Below are 26,784 nucleotides of genomic sequence, written 5' to 3'. Positions count from 1 at the left end.
AGCTACGTTTAGGCTGAAACACGGTCACGCCCCGCAGCTTTGGCTTTAAATAATGCTTGGTCTGCGCGCTCTAATAAATCGATCCAGCTTTTGGCACCCACTGCAACACCAATACTCACCGTCACGATGAGATCTGCTTCGTCTTCTGCCAAATTGAAATTCACATGCTGAATATCATGCCGTATGGTTTCGGCAATGTGCTGGGCTTTGAGCATATCAATCCCCTCGATCAGGACTAAAAACTCATCTCCACCATATCGCACCACCAAGTCAGATGAACGAATATGTTGGCGTAATTGATTGGCAACATGTTGAATCACCAAATCGCCAACAATATGCCCATAGCGATCATTCACCTGTTTAAAGTGATCAATATCAATCACGATCAGTGCTGTATGTAAAAAGCCTGAATTTTGGCTGTCGCGAAATTTAATATATTCATCTAAGGCAAAACGATTGGCGACATTGGTGAGTGAGTCAGTATTGGCAATATGTTTAAGCTGAAATTCAAAGGCATCACGTTGTTCCAACATGTTTTCAATATGCTGAATGGCATCAAATAAACTGAGATAACCTACTTTGGCAGGCTCAATCACGCCTTGATCCATTTGTCGGTGCCGAGCCAGTTTAAATAACTGATTACGAGCACGAATTAAAGGTTCAAACACCCATTTCTTGGCATAGAACATCGTTAATAATGCAGTCAGTAATGACACGAGCGAGACAAAAAGCGTGAAAATCAATTTATTTCGCGCTTCACGTTGTTCATCCGCAGCTACTTTGAGACTGTAATCTAAAATATAACTTTGCAATTCCACCACTGTGACAAATTTATTGACCATTGCATCAGTGAGCTGGGTGCCATCCATGTGATAACGCTGATGTTGAAGACTTTTTTGAGCCAAACCATCAATAATTGGCAAACCTTTATCTAAAAATTCCGTTCGTACCGCATGATGTAACTGTTTAAACTCGGGTGTTTTGTCATGTTCGGACTGCACGACATTGATCAATTCCCATAGATAGCGTGTTTGACGCTGGGTTTGTAAACTCCGCGCTAAATTTTGCTCTGGAATTTCCTGTTGAAATGATACCGCAGCCATAATATTTGATGCGACTCGTCCCGCCTGATCACGTAATTCTGCCAGTAATAAAATCAGCGTGTAATAATTCGATACACGGGTATCTTTACCATGTGAATGATTGACCAATTTCTGCATGGCAATATAGCTTTGATCCCAAGCTTGGAACATCGCCAAAATGGCATGATCCAATTTTTTAGCTTCACGCTGTTGTGTCGGCAGCGCAATATATTGATCGACCGTTTTGCGACCCTGCAACAAATATGGATATAAATTGGACTCTAACTGCTGGGCGATCGGTGCAAAGCCCGTTTCTTTTAAAACTTTCAGTGTATCTTGATATTGCCGATCAACGCCTTGACGATATTCAGCCAACTCAATAATTTTTTGCTCGCGCTGTTCACCTTGACTCGACATTGCACTGTTAGCTGGCGCACGTTCACGAGAAATTTGGTTGGTTAAATCTGCCACCATTTTTAGCATCTGAATTTCTTTCAGCGCTTGAGCATTTTTGAGGTAGTTTTGATAACTGCTCACAATCAGTGGAACACTAATAAATACGATAGACAAGACGATTACTAGCATCGCAAGTTGCAAGCGCTTACTAATATGCTCTGTTCGTAATGTTTCCATCTATTTTATGCCCCACACTTGTTGCATACCCCAACCCACTTATCAACTAAACGCGGGAATATTTAAATTAATGATCAATAATTTATTAATTTATTAATTTATTAATTTATAAAATGAACATTTATACAGCTAAATTCTATACAAATGTGTTGAATCTGTCACATTTTTATCATTTTAAAACGAGATAATTTGCTAAAAAACAGCAACATATTTGAAAGGAATAAATTTTTTTATGAACTTGCTTAAATAAATATTTACAATTGCAATAAATTGGTGCAGAATGCACCGTATTAGGGCATACTAAATTTCTTCCTCAGCAGAATATTTTAGTTTCCCGAAAATTTTGGCTAAAAAATCCTGATTTTCCATGAAAATCAGGATTTTTTTTGTCTGGACCTACTGAAATCGATGATAAATTCAATAATATATGCACCATAAAAGGGCATTTATTTTTATTCCATCTCCGTTTTACCTATAATCTTTGCGGTAAAGTTCCATTTTTAGACAAAAAAAAAGCCCAACCTTGGGGAAAGCTGGGCGAATAAAAAACAAATGATGGAGAATCAGGGTCAAAGTCACACTTTTAAACTGTGTGACGACTCGATTGGCAAATTATGAATCAAATAAAATCTGATGTAAAGCCAAGTATTTCACAAGGATATTAAATTTATCACTAAGATATTCATTTAAGTGAAGTAGACCTCGGATTTAAAACAAAAACGTCCATTTACTATGCAAATAAACAGTTTTTGCCCAACAATTCGGCAGTCAAAGCCGCAATTTATCGCTTCAAATGCGTGAAAAGCGTTAGAATTTACCCACTACAATAAATGTTATTTTGAATTAAAATAACAATAATAATTGTTATTTTAGATTGAAAAGTTGTGTATTTTTTCAAGTGTATTTTTTTAATTAAGAATTTAATCAAACTTACTTAATTGTTCTCAATGATTTTTTTTCAGTGACTTATTAGTTAGAGTAAAAACTGAATTTCCTATTATGAAATAAAGATCTGAGTTAGAGACTGAATAATAACCTTTAGGATCATTGACTTAATATATTGTTACAATACAATGCTCAATGTTTAATCCATTTGTAACAACTGGTAGAAAATCATGAAAAAACTCGGTTTAGCCACTGCTTTATTATTAGCCATGACCGGTGCTCAAGCTTACCAATTTGAAGTTCAAGGCCAAGCAGAATACATCGACACAACTACAAATGACAAAGATTTCATTGGTGGTGTTCAAGGTACTTACTACTTCAAAAATGTTGACTCTACAAAAGGTCCTTTAGCAGAAGCTGCATTCTTAAACCAAGCTTCTAACGTAGCTGTTGCTTACAACTACGGCGAAGTTGGTTCACAAGGTGTTGACGTAGTTGCTCATAACTTTGGTGCTAAAGCTGAAGCTTATGTTCCAACTAAAGTTGTTCCTGTATACGCTAGTGCTTCTTACAGCCACACTATCCTTGACAGCAAAAATGCAAACAACACTGATGACAACGGCGACCGTTATGCATTAGAAGTTGGTGCGCTTCCAACTCAAAACTTCTTAGTTGCTGTTGGTTACACTAGCGTTGCTGACCAAGCTGCTGTTGACGCGTTCAACGTTATGGGCAACGGTGTTGCTAAAGCTGCTGCAGAAGCTGCGACTATTGGTCAAGACCAAGACGCTATCACTGCACGTGCTAAATATGTTGGCGCAATCGACGACACTAACATGGCAATTGGTTTCGAATCAGGCATCATCTACGGTGATGACACTGCTTACCAATTCAAAACTGATCTTTTCGTAACTCCTAAATTAAGCGTTGGTGCTTCTTACGCTGAATCTAGCTTTGCTGGTACTCCAGACTCAGCTTGGGGCGCGAACGTAAACTACTTCATCACTCCTGCTGTTGCAGTTGGTGCTAGCTATGTAAATGCTAACTATGAAGCAGCTAAAGCGACTGAAACAAGCTTTATCGGCGACACTCAAACTGTTGGCGTAAACGCTAAATTCCGTTTCTAATTCATATTAGATACTGAATACCAAAAAGGACGCATTTGCGTCCTTTTTTTTCCTGCCATTATTTGTCTTTGGGCTCATGGCGTTCCGGTAAATGGGCAATATATTGCAATGCAATTAAGCGTGAAACGATGAGAGCCAAATACATCACCCCACAGAACATTTGAAGCATAGCCAAGACCCGTGCAGGCGCACTCACAGGCATGAGATCCGACAAGCCCGTGGCAGACTGCAAACTAAAACTTAAAAATAATAAATCTAACCACGACTGCATGCCCGGCTCTGCAGGATTTACAAAACTATCCGGATAAATCAGCTGACAAATACTATAGAGAAAAGCAAAACCCCATGCGATGAGGGTAAATACTGCCCCTGCTGCAAAAAGTTCATCTTTGGTTAAATAGCGATCGGCAAACATATAGCGTAATAAGCCATAGGCTGCACTAAAATACGCACAGGCTTCAAAACCATGCGCAATAATTTGAATATTCGGATGATTTACACCGAGCATAATCAAAGTAGAAAACAATACGGCGCAGCCAACAAAACTCAGTCCTAGAATCGTAAACATTGGAGTTTGGCGAATCACTTTGGCAATGATCAATAGTACCGACACCCCAAGTACCCAAATTAGCGCACGAAAAGACAGACTTTCTCGGGTAATCGCGGTTAAAACCAAGATCAGAAACTGCACCAGTAACAGCCATGCTGAGGGTAAAAGTCTAAAGCTTTTCCAAAAATCTACAAAACCTTGCATTATTTTCAATCTCTATATTTTTTTCATGCGCTGAAATGATTGATCTGAAGCATCATCAACTGATTGATTTTAAATTAGCACGAAGTGAGTTTTTTTTATTGCAAAAATTTGTTGATCTTAATCTGACAAAGCATCCATATGAGCACTGTTCTAGCTGGGTTTCTTATTACCAAAGAGGTTCAAAAAACCTACTGTAAGTTTCAGCATTCAGGCGCACATTTAAAGAAATCTCCTGCGTGGTAGATTTCATTATGAAAAAACATCTCGTATTTGCTCCCCTCTGTCTGCTCATGCTCTCTGCCTGTACACAAAACAGTCCGCTCCTCAAAGGCCATGAAAATTATGTGGGGACTTGGCAAAACAACCACAGTGAATTAGTGATCAAATCGTCGGGCGAAGTGACGTATTACCATCAAGAACATACTGAAAAAAGTATTGCCAACCAAACCTTCAGTGGTGCTGAACAGTCGCGAATAAAAGCCCATTTGAGCAGTTTTGGTGATCAGAGCTTTAGCATCGGTCAGGATAATTTCTCTCAACAATTCACCATTCAGCGCTCGCCTTATCAAGATGATCAAGGCCATTGGAAAATGTCGATCAATGGAGAAAATTATACACGCAAATAGGACAGAGATTTGTCTACAAACCTCTGCGTCATATCATTCACTAAATATAAAAAAAGCCCCTTATTAGGGGCTTTTTAGGCGATTCAGATTAGTGATCTGAAGCACCAGAGATACCAATACCAGTTTGTGAACGTACATACTGTGCATCGAATGCTTTACGCTCAGCTTGTGCTTGTGCTGAATTATCAGTCACAGAGAACAACCAGCAGCAGATGAATGCTAATGGCATTGCAAAGATTGCAGGACCATTGAACGGGTTAATTGGTGTTTCAGAAATACCAAATGTATCTACCCAAACTGCTTTAGATAAGATAATTAGGGTCACTGCTGTAAGCAGACCTACTAAACCGCCAATCACTGCGCCGCGAGTGGTCAAGCCTCTCCAGAACATAGACAATACAAGTACTGGGAAGTTTGCACATGCTGCTACAGAGAACGCCAAGCCAACCATGAATGCAACGTTTTGTTTCTCGAACAAGATACCTAAAATCATCGCGAAGATCGCAAGACCTAAAGTCGCGATTTTAGACATACGAAGTTCAGATTCTGGCGTTGTTTGACCTTTCTTGAATACGTTTGCATACAAGTCATGTGAAATAGCTGAAGCACCAGACAATGTTAGACCTGCAACAACTGCAAGAATCGTTGCGAATGCCACCGCTGAAATGAAGCCCATGAACAAATCACCGCCTAATGCATCAGATAAATGCACCGCAGCCATGTTGTTACCACCAACAAGCTCTAGCTTGCCAGTTACCGCCATTTTTGCAACATCAAGGAATTGTGGGTTGTTTGAAACGTAAAGGATCGCACCAAAACCAATGATGAAAGTCAGTAGGTAGAAGTAACCAATGAAACCTGTTGCTACAACCACTGATTTACGCGCTTCTTTGGCATCTTTAACCGTGAAGAAACGCATTAAGATGTGTGGTAAACCTGCTGTACCGAACATTAATGCCAGACCTAGAGAGATCGCATCAATTGGGTTCGCAGCCAATTTACCAGGCCCCATAATATTGCCCGCTTCTGCCAAAGTCACTTCGTGAACTTTAGAGAAAACTTGAATAGATTGTGAGAACATTTCAGAGAAGCTGAAGCCCACGCCCTTCATGACCATGAATGCCATGAACGTTGCGCCAGAAAGTAGCATCACTGCTTTAATGATCTGTACCCAAGTCGTTGCCAACATACCGCCGAAGATTACATACGCCATCATCAGCAAGCCAACAATCACAACCGCAATGTTGTAGTTTAGACCGAATAACAATTTGATTAACTGGCCTGCACCTACCATCTGTGCGATTAGGTAGAACGCTACAACCACCAGCGAGCTCATTGCTGCCAATGTACGTACTGGTTTTTCAGCCAAACGGAACGATACAACGTCAGATAAGTTGAATTTACCTAAGTTACGCAGACGCTCTGCTACTAAGAACAATACAATTGGCCAACCCACCATAAAGCCCAATGAATACAGCAAGCCATCAAAGCCTGAACTGAATACCATTGCGGAAATACCGAGGAACGATGCTGCTGACATATAGTCACCGGCAATCGCTAGACCATTTTGGAAACCTGAAATACCACCACCAGCAGTATAGAAATCTGCAGTGTTGGTAGTTTGTTTTGCAGCCCATTTAGTAATTAGCAGCGTAAAACCTACAAAGATGGCAAACATGATAATTGCGTGCCAGTTGGTCGCTTGCTGCTGTGCTTCACCTAAATCTGGTCCTGCCATTGCCATGCTTGACATGAGCAGAGCGGGAGCCGCCAGTGCTGTTGCTTTCAATGAATTCCATTTCATCTTAGTGAAGTCCTTTTTCTTGAGTAATTGCTTCTACTTCACGCATTGCTTCTTCGTTTAATGCATCTAATTTATTATTTGCAATGTACGAATACACACCACAGAGCAGGAATGACAATACAATAATGCTCAAACCTAATGGCATACCAATCGTGGTTACACCACCACTCACGGATTGCATCAAGAACTCTTTGTTATAGCCCACAAGTAGCATGAAGCCGACATAGACCACCAACATGATGATCGTCAAAGTCCAGCTCAACTTACTTTTACGGCTAACCATTTCCTTAAATTTTGGATTCTGTAGAATTTGTTCTACCTGTCTCTCATCCATAATGTTCTCCTTACGCCGAACCTTGGCGCGCAATTTTCTAATTCGAATTATTTCGAAGCTAAACTTACCAATGTTCCTTATCTCTTGTAATTTAGACTTTGGTCGTTAAATTTTGAGCAATAACCTCCCTAAGCCTATGGATGCGTTATCATTAAGCGAGAATTAATATGCTGCAGGCTCTATGAATAGTTGGCTTATCGTCGGGGTATTGGCCCTTTACATCGCATTACTCTTTGTATGTGCATTCTTTGGTGAAAAGCATGCCAGCAGGCTCAGTACTCGCGGCAGAATGCTTCTCTTTAGTCTAACTTTAGGGGTTTACTGTTCATCTTGGACGTTTTATGGCGCAACAGGTGCCGCGGTTCGTGAGGGCATTATTTTCCTGCCGATCTATCTAGGACCGCTGCTATTTGTTGCGCTCGGCTATGATATTTGGCGACGTTTAGGCCGTGTCCGTCAGCATCATGCCATTTCATCGATTGCCGACTTTGTAGCAGCACGATATGGTAAAAGTGGCCCCTTAGCGTCATTAGTCACGATCCTTGCCGTGATTGCCATTATTCCCTATTTAGCCTTGCAACTACGTGCAATTGCCCTAAGTGCAACGGTCATTTTAGAACCGACCGCTGGTCTGACCGGCACCACCAATAGTGTGCTGTTTTTGACTGGTGTATTGGCGATTTTGGCGATGATGTTTGGGACACGACAGATTGCCAATACTGAACAGCACGGCGGCTTAATGTTGGCTGTGGCATTTGAGTCTTTCGTCAAGCTGTTTGCACTACTTGCAGTCGCATTTTTCTTTGTTTTTGAATCACCTGAAAACATGGCTCAAATCAGCCATGACATCAACACCACCTTTAAAGATGTTCAGCTCAAAGGTGTGCCAGAAAGCTTTTGGATTCAAACTTTATTGGCTGCATTAGCGATTATTTGTCTACCACGTCAGTTCCATGTCGCGGTGGTTGAACTGCGAGATGAAAAGCATATCCGTGGTGCTCGTCGTTGGTTTGCCATTTATCTGATTTTAACTATTATCGCGATCATCCCGATTGCCAGTTGGGCGCTGCATGCAGCACCTGCCTACTTGGCAATCCCCGATGTTGCCGTGCTCTCACTGCCTTTAAGTTATAACCAAGACTGGTTGACCTTACTTGCGTTTCTCGGTGGTTTTTCAGCATCGACAGGTATGCTGTTGGTGTCGTCAGTGGCCTTGTCGATTATGCTCAGTAATGACTTGATCATGCCTGCACTGTGGCGTACACGCTTATTGTCACGCCACGATAAGCGCCTACCACTCGTACTGAAATTCACACGTCGTGTATGTATTTTAGCGGTCATGTTATTGGGCTTCTTGTTCTTCCATTTCTTCAATGACATTGACCAATTATCGGTATTTGGCCTATTGGCCTTCAGTGCTGTGGCACAGTTTGCACCGGCGTTAATTGGTGGTTTATATTGGCGCGGCGGAAGTAAGCAAGGCGTATATGCAGGTCTGTTGGTCGGCTTTGGCATGTGGGCTTATACCCTGTTATTACCAACCGTATTGCGTAGCCTGCCTGAACAATTTAAAACATTTACCGAAAATCTTTTAAGTCAGGGTCCGCTAGGCTTGAGTTGGTTACGTCCTGAAGCACTGTTAGGGTTTGAATCTTTCGATCCACTTACCCATGGCGTAGTTTGGGCACTCGGTTTAAATATCACCCTCTATATTTGGATTTCCCGCGTCTTCCGTCCAAGTGTTGCCGAGCAAATTCAGGCCGAAAGTTTCTTTTATTATGAAACCAAGCCCCTCCCGGCTCAAAGTACATCAAACGACATCAGCTATATTCACCATGATGTGGCACGCTTAAAAGTAGGTGATCTGATTACTTTGGCAAAACGCATTACCGGTGAAGGTCCAACTATGCGCGCCTTCAACCAGTTCTGCGCACAAAACAATGTCGTTTTGAATGAAAATAGCAGCGCCAACGGCATGTGGTGGCGTTTTACCGAACAGTATCTTGCCGGCACCATCGGTGCGGCATCTGCCCGTACCCTACTCACCACAGCCATGGTCAATAATGGTTTAGCACTCGGTCAGGTCGCAAATATTCTTGACCAAGCCTCACAGTGGCAGCGCTTTAACCAAAACCTGATCATGACCATGATCGACCATATGACTCAAGGTGTGTCCGTGGTTGATGAAAATATGTGTTTGGTGGCATGGAATAATCAATACCTCAAACTGTTTGATTATCCAAAAGACATTGTCTATGTCGGTTGCCCAATTTCAGACTTGATTCGTTATAACGCTGAACGCGGCGAATGTGGTCCTGGTTCAGTCGAAGAACATGTGCGTAAACGTATGCATTGGATGCAAGTCGGCAGCGCACACGAATTTGAACGAATTCGTAAAGATGGTCGTGTAATTCAGATGCGCGGGAACCCGATCGAAGGCGGTGGTTTCGTCACGACCTTTGCCGATATTACCGCATTCCGTGAAAATGAAGCCTTGCTTGAAGGGCGTGTACAAGACCGTACCCAACAGTTGGCAGATGCCCTGTCCGAACAACAATTGGCACGTGAGCAAGCCGATAAAGCCAATATGTCGAAAAGCCGCTTCATTGCTGCTGCAAGCCATGACTTATTGCAACCGATGCATGCTGCTCGCCTGTTTAGTACCGCCCTCGAGCAAAGCGTACAAAATGACGATGATCGTAAAACGCTTCAGCAACTAGATCGTGCGCTGCATGGTGCGGAAAGTATGCTCTCTGCCCTCTTGGATATCGCACGACTCGAAGGTGGAACCATTCAACCAAAACGTCAGCCTTATCCGCTGCATGACTTACTCAGCGATCTTGAACTTCAATTTAAATCGATTGCGGCACAGCGTAATATCAAACTGACCGTACATGATGCTCAGTTCTGGATTGACACCGACCCACAGTGGATTCGTCGTATTATTCAAAACTTCGTCAGCAATGCCCTACGCTATACGGCGCGTGGTCGTGTTGTGGTGGGTGTGCTACGTTCAGCACGTCCAGGACATATTCGTATTGGCGTTTGGGATACGGGTCCTGGAATCGCGGAAGAACAGCGCATTAAGTTGTTCCAAGAGTTCGAACGCTGTGGACATACCTCTCCTTGGGGCGAACAGGGTCTGGGCTTAGGTTTAGCCATCGTGCAACGCATGACCAGCCTACTCGACTACCCAGTGCATGTGTTCTCAGAACTTGGTCATGGTTCGTGTTTTATGATTGAAGTGCCTGTGGTCGCTGCGCCAAAAGTGGTCGCTGCACCGACTCAAGCGGTTCCGCTGAAGACCAAAGCCTATAAGATTCTGTGCTTAGACAATGATGAAACCATTTTGGAAGGGATGTCGACCTTACTGACCAAATGGGGCTATCAAGTCTTTAAAGCCACTGAACCTGAACAGGCCATGGAGTTGATTCAACAAGAAAATATTCAAGTTTGGTTGGTTGACCAACACTTGAATAACAACAAGATCGGTCTCGACTTTATTTTAGATAACCGTCAGGAAAATGTCCCTGTGGCGCTGATTACCGCAGATTCTGATCCTGAACTACCGCAACGTCTAAAAGAGTTAAACATCGTCTTACTGAAAAAACCATTGAAACCGGCTTCACTGCGTTCATGGTTATCTGGTTTAAAAATTTCAAATCAGTAGCGTTGTTACAGGACATCGCTCTGTGAAAAGTAGCCCATTTCATTCACATGAAATGGGCTTTTGTTTACCTTGCTTTTACTTAAACTTACCTAACTGGCAAAAAAATTTGTCTTAGCGGCAAGATCATTTAAAATAGCCCCGATATTTCGTCTATTTATTAGCCATAAATATCAAATTAAGATTGCCTATGGCAAAAGATATCGAATGCGTGAGTGAACACTTGTACACTTAGTTACAATTAAAAATATATTTGATTTAAATCATATTTTTATAACCAAAAATAAAAACTAAAACTTTAGTCGTATATTTAGCTGCGGCCGTTCGTTTTAAAAATATTCATAAGAAGTTGATCAGTTTCAAGCCAATTCAAGAAGCGTCATAACTCAACACTTGAGAAGCTGATCTCCCCCGCATATTAGGAGTGATCTTGTGAATATTTCAGAAACAATGCCGCATGGTTTTGATCAAAATCTACAGTTTCATCGTCAGTATGGTGCCAATGCCATTTTGCCAGAGATCGATTGGCGTCAGCTATTTAAGTTCAGCAAATTAAGTGATGTGCAAGTCGAAGCGCTGGAAACGCTCTATCGCAGTGCCGTTCCTCTCGCGTTACAAGTGTTTGATGAACTGAATTTTGATGTCTTTGCGCCGAATGCCTACAAACCTCAAGGCCTTGGCTTATTCGATCGACTGGCAGAGCAAGAAGACCTACTGCTGCAAAATTTAGAAGCAGAATCCAATGGCTTTGGTTTGGACACCCGTCATCAGATTTGGAGCATGCTACTGCGTGGTGGTGCGGTTTTGGTGTTTAAAGCGTGGCTCGGTAAAGTCAAAACCGACAAAAACCAGCTGGATAAAACACAGTTTGATGAATTATCTGATTTACTATTTATTAAAACAGCGCCATTTGAATTGGCACAACGTTTGAATGTCGATGCCAACTCCAAGCAAGACCATATCTTCCTGATGTATGACAATGATGTTTATCTGGATCGTTTTAACAGCTTAGAAACTGCAGCCCTATTTGTGGATTTGGGTGTTTATGATGCGGCTTTCCTGAGTTTACGTGATGACCGTGTCGCGGATTATCTCAAAGCGCGCGGCTATGTGTCCGATGAACAAATTGATGAATTACAATGTGCGCTCAACCCTTTGTACTGTACGGATTTGACGCCTAAGCAAGACTATATTGCTTAAGTTGAAGTGGTTTGTTTAAGTCATTGTTAAGTTGCATTGCTCTATTGCTTTTAAACCGCATGTAAAGACCTAACAGCATTTACACCGAAATGATCCAGCGCTAGCATTAGTACTTAAATAGCATAAAAAAGACCTCACGATGGAGGTCTTTTTTTATGGAAAAAATCCTTAGATTTTCTTTTCTTCAATATTCAATGCATTAATTGCCAATACAGCTTGAGTTCGGTTTTGTACGCCCAACTTACGGAAAATCGCCGTCACATGTGCTTTGATGGTTGCTTCAGACACATCCAACTCATAGGCAATTTGTTTATTCAACAAACCTTCCGCCACCATCATTAACACGCGGAATTGTTGCGGTGTTAAAGACTGAATACGTTCTGCCAATGCCGTTTCATCTGCAGCACGTGGATCAAAGTTCATATTGGCTGGTAAATTTGGTGGCAACCAAATCTCGCCTTCTAAGACTTGACGAATCGCTTCACCAATGTGACTTGGATGCGCAGATTTTGGAATATAACCCATCGCGCCATGTGCAATCGCACGTTGGATAATCGACGCTTCTTCATGCGCAGAGACCACAATGATTGGAATCGATGGATATTGTGCGCGAATATGCACCAAGGCAGAAAAGCCTGAAGCACCCGGCAAGTTTAAATCCAATAACACAAGATCAGGCTCAGGGCCATTTTCAAGACGTTCATAGCATTCATTGACTGCTGCAGTCTCATGAATTTGCGCCTGAGGCAAACTATAACGAACCGCCTGAATTAAAGCATGACGAAACAGCGGGTGATCATCAACGATTAAAATATTCATAAGCAACGTGAGAGATCTTGTGCACAATGACCCTATTCTAACCACACATGCTATGTGAAGGATATGCAAGAACTTATTTTTTTGCATTTAAAATGTAGATTTTCACCTAAAATGCGTCTTTTTTCGCATTTTCTATAAATCTTTAAATCTAATCATATTTTCATATAAATTTTATCAACACAGTAAAAATGCGTATATCTAAGCATTATATGTTGAAATATCAACAGTTTAAAATTTGAAATTTCACAAATCTTCTGGTTTTTCCAACATATCTAAAAATCAGATAACTTTTCTGATTTTCGTTATTTTACAGTGATCCACCCATCGGGATTAATAAAAGGCATTCCGAGAAACCACACTTTTAGGTTTAAAAAATGTCTCAAGTTAATCTACAAAAACCCCTGAATATTGTTGCTGTGTCAGGTGGTCTAAACAATCCATCTAAAACTGAAGCTTTGGTACAAGCCATTGTTGATGAGCTCGGTGATGCGACTCCAATCAATGTGCATTTTATTAAGTTTAGTGAAATTGGCAATTTATTAGGTGGCGCGATTTACCGTAACCAATTGCCACAACGTGTACAAGATGACCTTGCTGCCGTTGAAGCTGCTGATGCACTGATTGTTGGAACGCCAGTTTACCGTGCTTCATTTACAGGTCTATTTAAACACTTCTTTGACTTTGTCGAACAAACTGCATTGGTCGATGTACCTATCTTGCTTGCAGCTTCGGGTGGTTCTGAACGCCATGCCTTAGTGCTTGAACATCAACTGCGTCCATTGTTCAGTTTCTTCCAAGCGCAAACATTACCGATCGGTGTCTATGCAACAGATCGTGATTTCACCCCTGAATACATCATTCATAGTGAATTACTGCGTGACCGCATTACTTTAGCTGTAGCACGTGCGCTGCCGATTTTGGAATGGGCTCCAGCCAAAGGTCAGCGTGCTGAAGTGGTGAAAGCCAAGTCTCAACAAGCCAACCAAAACTTGGGCATTAATAAGCAAATCGAGCAAGAAGAAGTCCTTCCTTCTGCAGCCGTTCCAAGTTTGGATGCTGCTGAAGCTCGACTGCATAGTAAAAAGCCAAAAACGCAAGTGGCCTAAACACCACAGCATAACAATTCGATCCCGAGGGTTTGCAAAATGTCAGTACAAGAAAAAAACATTACATTTGCGTATTGGGTACCAAACGTCAGTGGTGGTTTGGTGGTCAGTAATATTGAACAGCGTACCGATTGGAGCTATGACTATAACGTGCGTTTGGCACAAGCTGCAGAAAAAAGTGGCTTTGATTATGCGCTGACTCAAATTCGTTTTACCGCAGGCTATAACGCGGAAAATCAACATGAATCGGTTAGTTTCAGTCATGGTATTTTGGCCAAAACCGAAAAGCTCAAAGTCATTGCAGCGATTTTACCCGGCCCTTGGAAACCAGCTCTGGCTGCGAAACAATTGGCGACCATCGATCATCTCACCAATGGCCGTATTGCGATTAATGTCGTGAGTGGTTGGTTCCGTGGTGAGTTTGATGCGATTGGAGAAGAATGGCCCGAGCATGATCAACGCTATGCGCGTTCTGAAGAATTCATTCGTAGCCTAAAAGGTGTTTGGACGCAGGATAACTTTAGTTTTGATGGTAAATACTATCAATTTAAAGACTATACCCTATCTCCAAAACCTGTGCAAAAACCGCATATTGAAATCTTCCAAGGTGGCAGTTCACGTGCAGCACGTGACATGGCATCACGTGTTTCCGATTGGTACTTCACCAACGGCAATACCCCTGCTGAGTTGAAAAAGCAGATCGATGATATTCGTGAAAAAGCCAAGGCCAATAACCATCAGGTCAAAATCGGGGTGAATGCCTTCATTATTGCCCGAGATACGGAGGAAGAAGCCCAAGCGGTGCTTCAAGCGATTATCGACAATGCCAATACTGAAGCGGTCAATGCCTTTGGCGATGCAACTCGTGAAGCAGGTGCATCCACCAAAGAAGGCGAAGGTAACTGGGCAAAATCTACTTTTGAAGATTTGGTTCAATATAACGACGGCTTTAAAACCAATCTGATTGGCACGCCACAACAAATTGCCGAACGCATTGTGGAACTCAAAAGTGTAGGTGTCGATTTGGTTCTCTCAGGTTTTCTCCACTTCATTGAAGAAGTGGAATACTTTGGCGAAAAAGTGTTGCCACTGGTTCGTGAACTGGAAGCTCAACAGCAGCAAGTTGTGCAGGCTAAATCAGCATAATTGTTGATGCAGTCACAGCTCATAAAATCAGCATAATAATCACAACCGGCTCACTTCACTTTCCTCCCCTAAGGCTCGGCTTAGGGGATTTTTTATCTCGAGTCCCATTTAAAGATATGCTCTGATTCTAGAAAATGAGCTGACCTGTAGACAAAGAAAAAGCCCGACATCCTGTCGGGCTTTTTCTATATGGATACTTAAGCATGACTCCTGTCTTGCTTCACGGTCCTGATGGTGAACACTTTGTTATTGTTTTATGTTCCGGAACGTCCTGTTCCTGTATGAGTTCATCTTAGGTAAAATTTAAAAGTGCGCCTAGCGTCAAAAACTTCGTTGCTTGTACGCTTAAGCTGACAGAATTGTGCGCAATCGGTTAAGTTAAACGATAGATATTATATGGTTTTTTATTAAAATCGATATTTTTTAGATGATTTTATCACCGATTGACACCCCCCGTAATTCCAGTGATATTTCCAACACAAACGAGGCAATAAATATGCAACTGGTTTGGTTTCGACAAGATTTAAGACGACATGACCATAGCGCACTGTGGCAGGCGACACAGTCTGGTCCAACGATTGCCTTTATTGCGCTTTCTCATGAACAATGGGCAAGGCATGATGATGCCCCTATTAAAATCCATCGCTATCTTGCCCAACTGGAACTTTTGCGACAGCAATTGGCTGAACTAAATATTCCACTGATTATTCAGCATATTCCGGATTGGTCAGACATCGCCACTGAGCTTTTAAGCATATGCACTCAGCTCAATGTACACACTGTTCATGCACATATTGAACACGGTGTGAATGAACTCCAACGAGATCGCCAAGTACAACAGTTATTAGAACAGCAGCAGATCTCTGTCGAGTTGTACCATGACCGCACCCTGTTTCCTGTTGGCAGTATTCGCAATCAATCTGGACATCCTTATCAAGTTTTCGGTGCATTTAAGAAAAATTGCTACGAAAAATTGAGTATCAGTCTGCCTACTTGTTATCCCGCTATTGAAGCCCAAGCGGCTCTCGCCTCGCATCCGCTGTGGCAAAATCAATTCGATCTTCGTCCTTTTTATCCCGCAGGGCTGTTAGCAGCTCAAATCGAGCTTTGGCCGATTGGGGAAAATCATGCACAGCAGTGCTTAGATGAATTTATAGAACAACATCTGAGTCGTTATGCTGATGATCGGGACTATCCAGCGCTCAATGCTACCAGTCGAATTGGCATGTATCTCAACTTGGGCATCTTGTCTATTCGCCAATGTCTGCAAGCCCTGTTTCGTGAACAAGGTGGCTATTTCCAGATCGACCACAGAGGGCAACAAACGTGGCTCGATGAGCTACTTTGGCGTGAATTTTACCAACACATTTTATTTGACTACCCGCAGGTATCTCAGCACCAGCCGTTTCAAACCAAAACCTTAAAAATAAAATGGCGCCATGCACCACAAGACTTGGCTGCATGGCAGCAAGGTCAGACAGGCATTCCAATTGTCGATGCAGGGATGCGTCAACTACTGGCTACGGGTTGGATGCATAATCGGGTGCGGATGATTTGTGCCATGTTCCTCAGTAAGAATCTACTGATCGATTGGCGGTTGGGGGAGCAATGGTTTATGCAGCACCTTGTCGATGGTGACTTAGCGGCCAATAATGGCGGTTGGCAATGGTGCGCCTCGACGGGTACAGATGCTGTACCTTATTTTCGGATTTTTAACCCGATCAGCCAATCTCAGAAATTTGATCCGAACGGGGATTATTTACGTCAATGGCTACCTGAACTGGCAGATTTGGATGCAAAGCAAATTCACCAACCCTTTGCCAAAAATCCTCAACTAGAATTGAACTACCCTCAACCGATCGTCGATTTAAAGCAGTCTCGCTTAGCTGCAATTGAAACTTTCCGAGCATTGTAGGCCATTGCCAAGATCGAACTGCTAGGGATCAAAACGCTGTACTGAAATGGTCACTCTAAGGCATAGCCGATCGGTCGTTTTGTCCCTACAATACAGAAAACGCAAATCATTTTAGAGACGCTCACATGTATACAGGCATCGTGCAAGGTTTAGAAAAAGTCTTAGACATTCGTCAAGGCAATGGCTTCACAACCTTGGTGATTTCAAATCATCAGAATTTTTTTCATGATGTCTTTATCGGGGCAAGTGTGGCGATTAATGGCGTGTGTTTAACGGCCACACATATTGATTTGGCAGCCAACCAAGTACATTTTGATGTCTCAGATTTGACCAATCAACTCACCACGCTAAAAGCTCTCAAGGCCGGTGATGAGGTCAATGTCGAACGCTCAGCCAAAGTTGGCGCAGAAAATGGTGGTCACAATCTTTATGGTCATATCGAAGGCACAGCCACGATCAAAAACTTAGAACATCGTGGGGAAACCTTTCATCTCGATATTCACATTCCGGCAGGCAATATTAAATATTTCTTTCTCAAAGGTTTTATTGGACTCAATGGTTGCAGTTTGACTGTGAACCGTGTTGATCGTGCCAATAGTGAAATTTCAATCGATCTCATTCCTGAAACACTACGCCTCACTACATGGAAAGATGTCCAAGTCGGTGATGCCGTGAATTATGAAATTGATCAAACAACGCGAACCTTAGTCGATACCTTAGAAAATATTCATCAGCGTAAAATCGACTGACAGCACATTGCAAAAAAGCCTCCAAAACGGAGGCTTTTTATTGGCTCATTTGCAATATACGTTTAAGAATAAAAACTTGGGTCTGGCACTTTGGCTGTGAGCACCCATTCACCGACCTCCTGATATTTATAATCAATCGGATCGTGTAAGGTCTGGGTACGTACATTGCGCCAGAAGCGATCTAAATTTAGTTTGGCAGTTGTGGCACGTGCGCCCATCACTTGGAAAATATTTTGCGTAATGTATAGCGAGCTATTGGTGGCTGCGATTTTGGCTGTTGCAATCGCAATAGAGACTTCTCCACGTTGTTCCGCCGTCAAAGCTTCACCAATCTCCCAAGCCCATTGCAAACGCTGAACAGCTTTATCTGCCAATAAACGTACACTTTCTAATTGCACATAAAACTCAGCAAAATGCTTTTGAATAAATGGGTCATTCACTGCATTTTCAGCCAGCGATTTTGACCATGCTTTTTGGTTTTGAACCGTCTGTTTTGCTGTTTCAAAAGCCCCTTCTGCCACCCCTAAAAACATATGCACAAAGATCAACTGTGCAATCAACGGACGCAAGCTTGAATACGGCGTACTCAAAGGCCCTGGGTTCAGTAGTAATTCATCTTTGGAAATTTTAACTTGTTCAAAATGGCTACTTCCACTGTCGGTTTGACGTTGTCCCATATTGTCCCAATCGCCGAGAAAACTGACGCCTTCACGTGCTGTAGGAATCACCCCGATCAATAATTTTCCGTCGTCGTTAAACCCAGAACACAGCAAAATGTCTGAATCCATGGAACCCGAACAAAAACTTTTATCGCCATGAAACACATATTCATGTTCAGACAGTTGCGTCGCTGTAGTACGACGGTCCAAAGGGTTTAAGGTGTTGCCCCAAAATAAATGCTCACGTGCAGTCTGTTCAAACCATGGGCCATATTGCTCTGGCTGCGCGAACAACTGTACGGTTGCAATCAATAAATGATGGAAACCATAAACATGCGCCAATGAGCTATCCACTTGGGCAATGGTTTGAATGGTTTTAAAAATCGTCTGCCAATCTGCACCCTGTCCACCGTATTGCTGTCCAATGGATAGTGCAAGCAAACCACTTTGACGAATCAAATCACGTTCAGCTTTGGGATTCCCCCCCTGCTTATCACGCTGAGCAGCCGTTGTGGCAAATTCTGCCGCCAGTTTTTGGGCAATATCGATTGGATCTTGAGTCAATGGAGTTGAAGCGTTCATATGTCTATCTGATTATTCTGTTACCGTTTTAGCTTAACAAAGCGCAGGCATTCAGCTTATCTCAATGCCTGCAGTCTATATCTGTAAAATCTATATCTAATGAAATCTAAGCCACCTAAATTCAGGCGACTTATAGCTAAGCCTTTTTATACGTCGTATGTTCGGTGGATGAAATGCATCATGAACATCCCTTCTTCCTAATCAACTTTCCTAAGGGAAAGGACGTTCAATATTGCCTTAATAACCCGTCGTATGAGCGATAGTGAACTTTCATCAGAACGCTATCACTCATGCTCAAATTGCTCTTATGACTTCGGATAAACCGTCGCAATCAAATGTTCAACCACTTGAGGTTCTGCCAAGGTCGAAGTGTCGCCTAAAGAGTCCAGCTCATTGGCCGCAATTTTTCTTAAAATACGGCGCATGATTTTACCAGAACGGGTTTTTGGTAAGGCTGGCGCCCAATGCAGTGCATCTGGCGTTGCCACTGGTCCAAGGACTTTTCGTACCCAAGCCACCAGTTCCTGACGCAACTCATCCGTCTCGGCTGTCCCGGCTTGTAAGGTCACAAAGGCGCAAATCCCCTGTCCCTTAATATCATGCGGCATACCCACCACTGCAGACTCTGCCACAGCATCATGTGCAACCAGCGCACTTTCAATTTCAGCCGTTCCTAATCGATGCCCTGAAACGTTCAAGACGTCATCCACACGACCCGTAATCCAATAGTAGCCAGACTCGTCACGACGTGCGCCATCACCTGTAAAATACGTCCCCGGATAAGTGGAGAAATAGGCTTCAATAAAACGCTCAGGATCACCCCAAATGGTTCGCATTTGTCCCGGCCAAGAATCCTTAATCACCAAATTGCCTTCTACGGCACCATCAAGCTCATTGCCTTCAGCATCGACAATCGCAGGTTGTACACCAAAGAATGGACGCGTCGCTGAACCTGGTTTTAAATCGGTTGCTCCAGGCAATGGCGTAATCATGAAACCACCCGTTTCTGTTTGCCACCATGTATCTACCACTGGGCAGCGGCTTTCACCTACCACGGTGTAGTACCAATTCCATGCCTCTGGGTTAATCGGTTCACCCACTGAACCTAGTAAACGCAGACTACTGCGGTCACTTTCTCGGACAAAGGCATCCCCTTCTCGCATCATGGCGCGAATTGCAGTCGGTGCCGTATATAAAATAGTGACATTGTGCTTATCGACAATATGTCCCGTACGTGCCCAACTTGGATATTGCGGCACCCCTTCAAACATTACGGTCGTAGTACCATTCGACAATGGGCCATACAATACATATGAATGCCCAGTGATCCATCCGACATCTGCGGTACACCAAAACACATCATCTTGTTTTAAGTCAAAAACTTCACGGAAAGTACAATTCACATAGGTTAAATAGCCGCCTGTGGTATGCAATACACCTTTCGGTTTTCCTGTCGAACCTGATGTATACAAAATAAATAGCGGGTCTTCGGCATTCATAGGTTCAGGTGGACAAATATCATTAACCGACATGATTTCCATGTGATACCACAAATCACGATCTGCTTTCATTTCGATCGGGTTACCTGTACGGTGCACCACAATGACATTTTGAACCGAAGATGTGCCTTCGATGTCGAGTGCAAGATCGACATTTTCTTTGAGTGGAATCGGCTTACCACCACGCATCCCACAATCCGCAGTAATCACGACTTTCGCCTGACTGTCATCGATACGACTTGCCAATGAGTCTGGTGAGAACCCGCCAAAAACCACGCAGTGTACCGCACCAATTCGGGTACAGGCCAACATCGCAATTGCCGCTTCGGGTACCATTGGCATATACAGCACCACACGGTCGCCTTTACCCACGCCATGTTTTTTCAGCACATTGGCAAAACGGCAAGTTTCATCATGCAGTTCTTCAAAAGAAATGATTTTATGCCGTGAAGGATGATCACCTTCCCAAATAATGGCCGGTTTATGTGGATGTTCTTTTAAATGTCGATCGAGGCAGTTGGCACTGACATTCAGTTCACCGTCAGCAAACCACTCGATCTTGAAATCATCTTGCTTAAAATTGGTATTTTGAACTTGGGTAAACGGTTTGATCCAATCGATCTTTTGCGCTTGCTCCGCCCAAAACTCATCTGGTTGTTCAATTGATTTTTGATAACGCTCAAAGTACTCCGACTCATTGATGCGCGCGGTTTTTTTAAAACTTTCAGGTACTGGATAGATCTCTTTCATATTGTATTTTCCTTGATCTGATTCATCTCATCACGAGATGCCATGCCACATTTCTACTTTTATAATTTCTGCATCACAGCAGTATGACGATTAATTTTTAATCGCAGCAATCATGCTTTGGTCGTATTATTCTTTCCCATTTAAAGCATATTTTTGAGCAAAATTTCAACAAAAACATGTTTCAATTCAGTATCTGATCAGTTCATTTGAACCTATAATGCAAAGGTAATTTTACTCAGCATTCCGCTTTTTTATTCTTCCATACACGTTGAGTTGACCCAAGCATGAATACCAATGACTCTTCTTTCTTTTCCCGTCAGACGACCACTACATCGGATAATCCCCTGAAACCTGATGGACGTTTTGGTCGACTGAGCATGATTGGTTGGTACGGCTTTCTCAATATCATCAGCCTTTTTGCCTTGATCGCTTTAAGCCTTGCCGTTGGGATTTTCAATATCAATACTATGGCGTTAAATGAGCAATTTGTTGGCATATTCACCGGGGTATCTGGCCTCGCCTATTTGGCGATTATGATTCTTTACATTTATTTTTATTGTGTCTTTGTAGTGCGTCGGCTGCATGACCTCAATAAAGCCGGTTGGTTGCTACTATTATTATTTATCCCCGTGATCAATCTTTTCTTTATCCTATATTTATTATTAGCCTCAGGTACACCGACCGTAAATCAATACGGCGCGCCACGCCCTGCTGCAGTTTGGGAAAAAATTCTGGCATGGTTGATGATTTTAATCAGTGTCTTGTCGCTCTTGGCTACAGGTAGCATCACCTCGTATATGATGGGTAGCGGTGAAATTGAATCGCCGACAGAAATCATTCAACAAGGTACTGAATATTTCTAAGCCACTGACCGAATCTGAGCCTGTCTGAATTTTGATACATCTGTTCGCAAGCCTGTAAATGAGGGTTATTTTCGCCACTAATTTCAGGCAAAATAGCGAAAAACCGGAACATTTGGAAAACTCGTGGCTGAAAAAGAAAATGCCTTGAGTGATGTCACTCAAGGCACGACTCAACTTTTGCAAGAGGCAACAGAAAAAACCGCACAAACCGTGCTGGAACATACCTCTAAATATAATGACGCATACTCAACGATCGATAAATTTGTCGATGGATTTTGGGAACGCCTGCCATATATTTGTATCGCATTAATTGTTTTTACGATCTTCTATCTACTGTCTAAACTCTTTAGATTCTTTGTTCGTAAAGCGCTCACTGACCGTTCTTACTCAAAACAAAATCTAGTTTTAGTACTGAACCGTGTGGGTAGCTCAGCCATTATGTTCTTCGGTTTCCTAATTGCAATGGTCATTGCGATTCCTGGGTTCACACCGGGTCAGCTCATGAGTGCATTGGGGATTGGTTCGGTCGCAATCGGTTTCGCGTTTAAAGATATTTTCCAGAACTTACTGTCGGGTATTTTGATTCTCCTCGGTGAACCGTTTAAAATCGGTGACGATATTATTGTGTCAGGAATGGAAGGTACGGTTGAAGATATTCAGATCCGTGCAACCTTCCTACGTTCTCCAGATGGTCGTCGTATCGTGATTCCAAACGCGACTGTTTACACCAGTGCGGTAACGGTGAATACCGCTTATCAACGTCGTCGTTGTGAATTTGTGGTTGGTATTGGTTATGAAGATGATATTCAAAAAGCTAAAAACATTGTTTTGGCTATTTTGGACAAAGATCCAACCATCTTGAGCCAGCCTGCATTTACCGTAAACGTAAATGCTTTGGCTGATTTCTCGGTCAATCTGAATGTCCGTTGGTGGGTAGATACCACTGAAACCACTACTGCGAACTCAATCAGTGAAGTGCAAGAACACGTTATCCAAGCATTCAATCAAAATGGTATTTCAATTCCTTACCCTGTACAGGAAGTTAAAGTTTACCGTGGTGATCAAGCTGAGACAGAAGCGTCAACAGCTAAATAATCGCCCTAAAACGTACGGAATCACAGTTTCTGTCCGGATAATTCGGTTGCCTAAGCTGACTGCTTGGCAACCGTTTTTTATGAGCAAATCGACCTCATAAGGGATAAATCCACCTTCAGGCCCAATAATGATCGTACATCCATGTTGAATCCCTGCAGGCATCACATCTTCGACATAAGGGTGCGCCACATAAGCGGGATAGTCCGATGAAATCATGCTCGGTAAAACATCCTCCACAAAGGGTTTAAAGCGTTTATACAGTTCAATTTTGGGCGCAATGGTGTCACCTGCCTGCTCCAAACCCAACGTCACATAGTGATCGAGCTGCTGTAAAAATGGTGTCTGCCAATAGCTTTTATCCACGCGATAACTGTGCAGCAAAATGATTTTTTCTACGCCTAAGGTGACGGCATCCATGATCAGACGGCGCAACACTTTCGGACGAGGCATTGCCACAATTAAAGTCACCGGATGCTTTGCTGGTACTTCTTCTTCTTGTAAGGGTTTAAGTTGAATGCCGTGATCCGCAATACTGACGATTTGGGTTAAATAACGCTTTCCTTCCCGAATCCCGACTTTGAGGGTATCGCCCACCTGTACATCAACATGGGTTTTTAAATGCTCAATTTGGCGTTTAGCACTGATACTCCACAGTTCAGATTCAGTTTGACGTGGGTCAAGCAGGACGATGTTCATAAAAAATTCTCTTACCCAGTTCAATTGGATACGCGAAAACGTCATCCACAACTGTTCGAGGCAACACTCAATAGAATCACTCAAATTTCAGCGATTATTTGTTAGACATAAAAATTCGACGCGTTTTGTCGGTGAGGTGCATTGCACCGCAAGATGGTTTCCTTGCGAAGCTTCGCATCTCATTTTACCGAATGAGAAACAACGTTTCGTAAGAGTACCTCCAACCGAAGGCTAACCCCTTTCTTCAAATCTTAAATGTAAGACTCTGTCGAGCCTATTCATTCATCTATTTAAAGCATCAACCAATTTAAATCATGGTTGAAAAATCAAAGGTATTGATCAATCACCTGAATATGCTTTTGCAGCGACCCAGTATTTTTTTGCATAATCAGCTGCGCTGCATCATTTAAAGCCTGCGCTTTCGCAGTATTTTGAATGATCTCAACCAATGCACTGACCGCCTGCTCAAAATCCTGCACAACCACAACCGCATGGGCCGCTACAAATTCATCCACAATGGTTTGAAAATTAAAATAATGCTGACCTAATACTGTCGGGACATGCAGCGCGATAGGTTCCAAAATATTATGTCCACCGCCCGGTACATTTAAAGACCCGCCAACAAAACAAGCCTGACTCAGTGCCAGCCAAAGCCATAATTCACCCATACTATCCGCTAAATACACTTGCGTTTCAGGCTGAATCGTTTGCTTTAAACTGCGGCGCTGTGTGCGTAAATTCAGTTTCTGCGCTTCTACAAAAACCTCATCAAAACGTTCAGGATGCCGTGGTACGACGATACATAACAGCTCAGGCTGTTGTTGCAAAATCGGCTGCAGCACTGCGAGTAGTTTTTGTTCCTCTGGTGCATGTGTACTGGCAATGGTGATGACTTTACGCTCTTGCAAAGCCCAATCTTGATGCAACTGCGCTGCTTGTTGCACAAAGCTATCGGGCGCATGAATATCAAACTTGATACTTCCCACGACCTGACTGGTATGCGGGTTTGCACCCAACTCAATAAATCGCGCTAAAGTCGCCTGATCTTGCGCCAATAATTGTTTCAAACTCTTTAGCATCGGCTGCGTCAAACTCGGGACTTTGCCATAACCCTTCGCCGATTTTTCAGATAATCTGGCATTAATTAATAAACACGGAACGTTGGCCTGATCGGCTTCAATCATCAAATTTGGCCAGAGTTCAGTTTCAACTAGAGCCAACATTTTTGGTTGATATTTTTCGATAAAACGACGGACTAATTTTTTTTGATCTGCTGGCAGATACACGGCCTGAAATAGCGATTCATACGGTGCTTTTAAAAATAATTGTTTCGCACGCGCTTGTCCGGTTTTGGTGGTATTGGTGACTAAGACCGGATGACCTGCTTTGAGATAATGTTCAATCAGCGGCTGTGCAGCGTTGGTTTCTCCTACGGAAACCACATGAAACCAAATTGCATTGCGGTTTTTAACCGGCTGAAATGGCCCAAAGCGCTCAAGACACTCTTGCTGATATAGTTGGAGATCTTCAGCACGTTTTTTGATTCGCCATTGATATAGCGGCTTAATCAGCGCCAAAGCTGCGTTATACCAAAAAGGAGTAGTCAAATTATTACGCTCAAAAACGGTTTGAATCGGCAGAATATATCAGAGCATTATCCACATGTTAATGGATAATGCGTATTCAAGTGTCGATTAATAGGTTGAACGACCTGAACCAAATTTATTTTTCATGCTTGGATAATCAATATAGCCTTCGGCAACATCTGTTCCAATCATGTTTTCTAACTGCAATTCATTCAGTGCAGCATTCGCCAGCAAACGTTCAAACAAATCTGGATTGGCAATATAAGCTTTACCAAAAGATACCGCATCGGCTTTACCAGAGGCCAATAAATCTACAGCATCTTCACGGCTTAAACGCATATTGGCAATGTACGGCACACCATTTGAGCGCTGTTTCAGATAATTACTAATACTGTCATCCGCCAGATATTCACGGGTAAAGAAAAATGCAATCTTCCTCTGCCCCAACTGCTCTAAGGCATAGCCAAAGGTTTCACGTGGATCATGATCGCCCATGTCGTGTTCATCACCACGCGGCGCAAGATGCACACCTACACGACCTGCCCCCCACACTTCAATCAGCGCATCCACCACTTCAAGCAATAAACGCGCGCGGTTTTCGACAGAACCACCATACTCATCTTCACGTAGGTTGGTTTTGCTTTGTAGGAATTGATCGATCAAATAACCATTGGCCGCATGCAATTCCACACCATCAAACCCCGCTTCTTTGGCTTTGATCGCAGACTGTTTGTATTGTTCTACAATGCTTTTGATTTCTGCAATCTCTAATGGACGTGGCACGACATATTCGCGTTTTGGGCGAAGCAGACTGACATAGCCTGCCTGTTGTACCGCACTGGCAGACACCGGTGTATCACCATCCAAAAGATCGGGATGAGAGACACGACCGACATGCCACAATTGCGCCACAATTAAACCTTGCTGTTCATGTACGGCTTGGGTCACCAGTTTCCAGCCTTGAACTTGAGCATCGGTAAATAAACCCGGCGTCTGCAAATAGCCATTTGCTGCTTCTGAAATAACTGTTGCTTCTGAAATGATTAATCCAGCACTTGCACGCTGTGCATAATATTCAGCCATCATCGGCGTTGGAACACGGTCAATAGTTGCACGACTACGGGTTAGTGGCGCCATTACAACGCGATTTTTGAGGTGTAAATCACCCAAAATGAGAGGAGTATTAAGTTCAGCCATATATGTCTCG

Annotated in this window: 21 protein-coding genes; 11 read left to right on the top strand and 10 right to left on the bottom strand. The window is 42.8% G+C overall.

Features of this window, described 5'->3' with window-relative positions; all coding sequences use genetic code 11:
• Nucleotides 1-8: 8 nt before the first annotated feature.
• Complete coding sequence (locus FTT77_RS02355; protein ID WP_180049778.1) at nt 9-1,715, bottom strand: diguanylate cyclase; 1,707 nt, start codon at nt 1,713-1,715, stop codon at nt 9-11.
• A 386-nt stretch (nt 1,716-2,101) separates the two neighbouring features.
• Between FTT77_RS02355 and FTT77_RS02350 the strand changes: the two genes are divergently transcribed.
• Complete coding sequence (locus FTT77_RS02350; protein ID WP_180108841.1) at nt 2,102-2,260, top strand: hypothetical protein; 159 nt, start codon at nt 2,102-2,104, stop codon at nt 2,258-2,260.
• Nucleotides 2,261-2,830: 570 nt separating this feature from the next.
• Complete coding sequence (omp33-36, locus tag FTT77_RS02345) at nt 2,831-3,727, top strand: porin Omp33-36 (protein ID WP_180049776.1); 897 nt, start codon at nt 2,831-2,833, stop codon at nt 3,725-3,727.
• A gap of 58 nt (nt 3,728-3,785) precedes the next feature.
• Here omp33-36 and FTT77_RS02340 read toward each other — a convergent pair whose 3' ends face one another.
• Nucleotides 3,786-4,481, bottom strand: a complete 696-nt coding sequence (locus FTT77_RS02340) for an ion channel (protein ID WP_180008803.1) — start codon at nt 4,479-4,481, stop codon at nt 3,786-3,788.
• Nucleotides 4,482-4,732: 251 nt separating this feature from the next.
• On the opposite strand from FTT77_RS02340, the gene FTT77_RS02335 reads away from it, so the two are divergent.
• Nucleotides 4,733-5,107, top strand: coding sequence for a hypothetical protein (locus FTT77_RS02335; RefSeq protein ID WP_180008801.1), 375 nt, complete (start codon nt 4,733-4,735; stop codon nt 5,105-5,107).
• An 88-nt stretch (nt 5,108-5,195) separates the two neighbouring features.
• Here the strand turns inward: FTT77_RS02335 and FTT77_RS02330 are convergent, their stop codons facing one another.
• Nucleotides 5,196-6,911 (bottom strand): cation acetate symporter, encoded by a 1,716-nt coding sequence (locus FTT77_RS02330; RefSeq protein WP_180108842.1) that lies wholly within the window; start codon nt 6,909-6,911, stop codon nt 5,196-5,198.
• 1 nt (nt 6,912) lies between these two features.
• Nucleotides 6,913-7,245 carry a DUF485 domain-containing protein gene (locus FTT77_RS02325; protein WP_078190540.1) on the bottom strand — a complete coding sequence of 111 codons (333 nt, stop codon included), beginning with the start codon at nt 7,243-7,245 and terminating at the stop codon, nt 6,913-6,915.
• 181 nt (nt 7,246-7,426) lie between these two features.
• Between FTT77_RS02325 and FTT77_RS02320 the strand changes: the two genes are divergently transcribed.
• Together FTT77_RS02320 and FTT77_RS02315 are read left to right on the top strand one after the other, a co-directional pair.
• The gene (locus FTT77_RS02320; protein WP_078190541.1) at nt 7,427-10,915 is read left to right on the top strand and encodes a PAS domain-containing hybrid sensor histidine kinase/response regulator; all 3,489 of its coding nucleotides are present in this window, start codon (nt 7,427-7,429) and stop codon (nt 10,913-10,915) included.
• A gap of 447 nt (nt 10,916-11,362) precedes the next feature.
• Nucleotides 11,363-12,112, top strand: coding sequence for a hypothetical protein (locus tag FTT77_RS02315; protein ID WP_218954055.1), 750 nt, complete (start codon nt 11,363-11,365; stop codon nt 12,110-12,112).
• 168 nt (nt 12,113-12,280) lie between these two features.
• Here the strand turns inward: FTT77_RS02315 and FTT77_RS02310 are convergent, their stop codons facing one another.
• The gene (locus FTT77_RS02310) at nt 12,281-12,931 is read right to left on the bottom strand and encodes a response regulator transcription factor (RefSeq protein WP_078190543.1); all 651 of its coding nucleotides are present in this window, start codon (nt 12,929-12,931) and stop codon (nt 12,281-12,283) included.
• Between the two features lie 374 nt (nt 12,932-13,305).
• Between FTT77_RS02310 and msuE the strand changes: the two genes are divergently transcribed.
• The 4 genes from msuE (at nt 13,306) to FTT77_RS02290 (ending at nt 17,847) form a co-directional block, all read left to right on the top strand.
• Nucleotides 13,306-14,037, top strand: coding sequence for an FMN reductase (gene msuE / locus FTT77_RS02305; RefSeq protein WP_180108844.1), 732 nt, complete (start codon nt 13,306-13,308; stop codon nt 14,035-14,037).
• A gap of 39 nt (nt 14,038-14,076) precedes the next feature.
• Nucleotides 14,077-15,183: a dimethylsulfone monooxygenase SfnG gene (sfnG, locus tag FTT77_RS02300; RefSeq protein WP_078190545.1), complete on the top strand. Its 1,107-nt coding sequence runs from the start codon at nt 14,077-14,079 to the stop codon at nt 15,181-15,183.
• Between the two features lie 496 nt (nt 15,184-15,679).
• Nucleotides 15,680-17,098 carry a deoxyribodipyrimidine photo-lyase gene (locus FTT77_RS02295; protein ID WP_180108845.1) on the top strand — a complete coding sequence of 473 codons (1,419 nt, stop codon included), beginning with the start codon at nt 15,680-15,682 and terminating at the stop codon, nt 17,096-17,098.
• Between the two features lie 125 nt (nt 17,099-17,223).
• Nucleotides 17,224-17,847: a riboflavin synthase subunit alpha gene (locus FTT77_RS02290; protein WP_180108846.1), complete on the top strand. Its 624-nt coding sequence runs from the start codon at nt 17,224-17,226 to the stop codon at nt 17,845-17,847.
• Between the two features lie 62 nt (nt 17,848-17,909).
• Here the strand turns inward: FTT77_RS02290 and FTT77_RS02285 are convergent, their stop codons facing one another.
• The gene (locus FTT77_RS02285; RefSeq protein ID WP_180108847.1) at nt 17,910-19,088 is read right to left on the bottom strand and encodes an acyl-CoA dehydrogenase family protein; all 1,179 of its coding nucleotides are present in this window, start codon (nt 19,086-19,088) and stop codon (nt 17,910-17,912) included.
• Between the two features lie 305 nt (nt 19,089-19,393).
• Nucleotides 19,394-21,337 carry an acetate--CoA ligase gene (gene acs / locus FTT77_RS02280; protein WP_180108848.1) on the bottom strand — a complete coding sequence of 648 codons (1,944 nt, stop codon included), beginning with the start codon at nt 21,335-21,337 and terminating at the stop codon, nt 19,394-19,396.
• A gap of 284 nt (nt 21,338-21,621) precedes the next feature.
• Here acs and FTT77_RS02275 point away from each other — a divergent pair, with 284 nt between their 5' ends.
• Complete coding sequence (locus tag FTT77_RS02275) at nt 21,622-22,200, top strand: DUF805 domain-containing protein (protein ID WP_180108849.1); 579 nt, start codon at nt 21,622-21,624, stop codon at nt 22,198-22,200.
• A gap of 123 nt (nt 22,201-22,323) precedes the next feature.
• Nucleotides 22,324-23,295 (top strand): mechanosensitive ion channel family protein, encoded by a 972-nt coding sequence (locus FTT77_RS02270; protein ID WP_078193200.1) that lies wholly within the window; start codon nt 22,324-22,326, stop codon nt 23,293-23,295.
• Here the strand turns inward: FTT77_RS02270 and FTT77_RS02265 are convergent.
• The 3 genes from FTT77_RS02265 to FTT77_RS02255 form a co-directional block, all read right to left on the bottom strand.
• On the bottom strand, nt 23,281-23,991 hold the full coding sequence (locus FTT77_RS02265; protein ID WP_180108850.1) for a 16S rRNA (uracil(1498)-N(3))-methyltransferase: 711 nt from the start codon (nt 23,989-23,991) through the stop codon (nt 23,281-23,283). The genes FTT77_RS02270 and FTT77_RS02265 overlap by 15 nt on opposite strands.
• 326 nt (nt 23,992-24,317) lie before the next feature.
• Nucleotides 24,318-25,598 (bottom strand): 3-deoxy-D-manno-octulosonic acid transferase, encoded by a 1,281-nt coding sequence (locus tag FTT77_RS02260; protein ID WP_180108851.1) that lies wholly within the window; start codon nt 25,596-25,598, stop codon nt 24,318-24,320.
• Nucleotides 25,599-25,685: 87 nt separating this feature from the next.
• Nucleotides 25,686-26,774, bottom strand: a complete 1,089-nt coding sequence (locus FTT77_RS02255) for an alkene reductase (protein ID WP_180108852.1) — start codon at nt 26,772-26,774, stop codon at nt 25,686-25,688.
• Nucleotides 26,775-26,784 lie beyond the last annotated feature (10 nt).

The organism is Acinetobacter sp. YH01010, assembly GCF_013420775.1.
Classification (GTDB): domain Bacteria; phylum Pseudomonadota; class Gammaproteobacteria; order Pseudomonadales; family Moraxellaceae; genus Acinetobacter; species Acinetobacter amyesii.
This window is presented reverse-complemented; position numbering and strand designations above follow the sequence as displayed.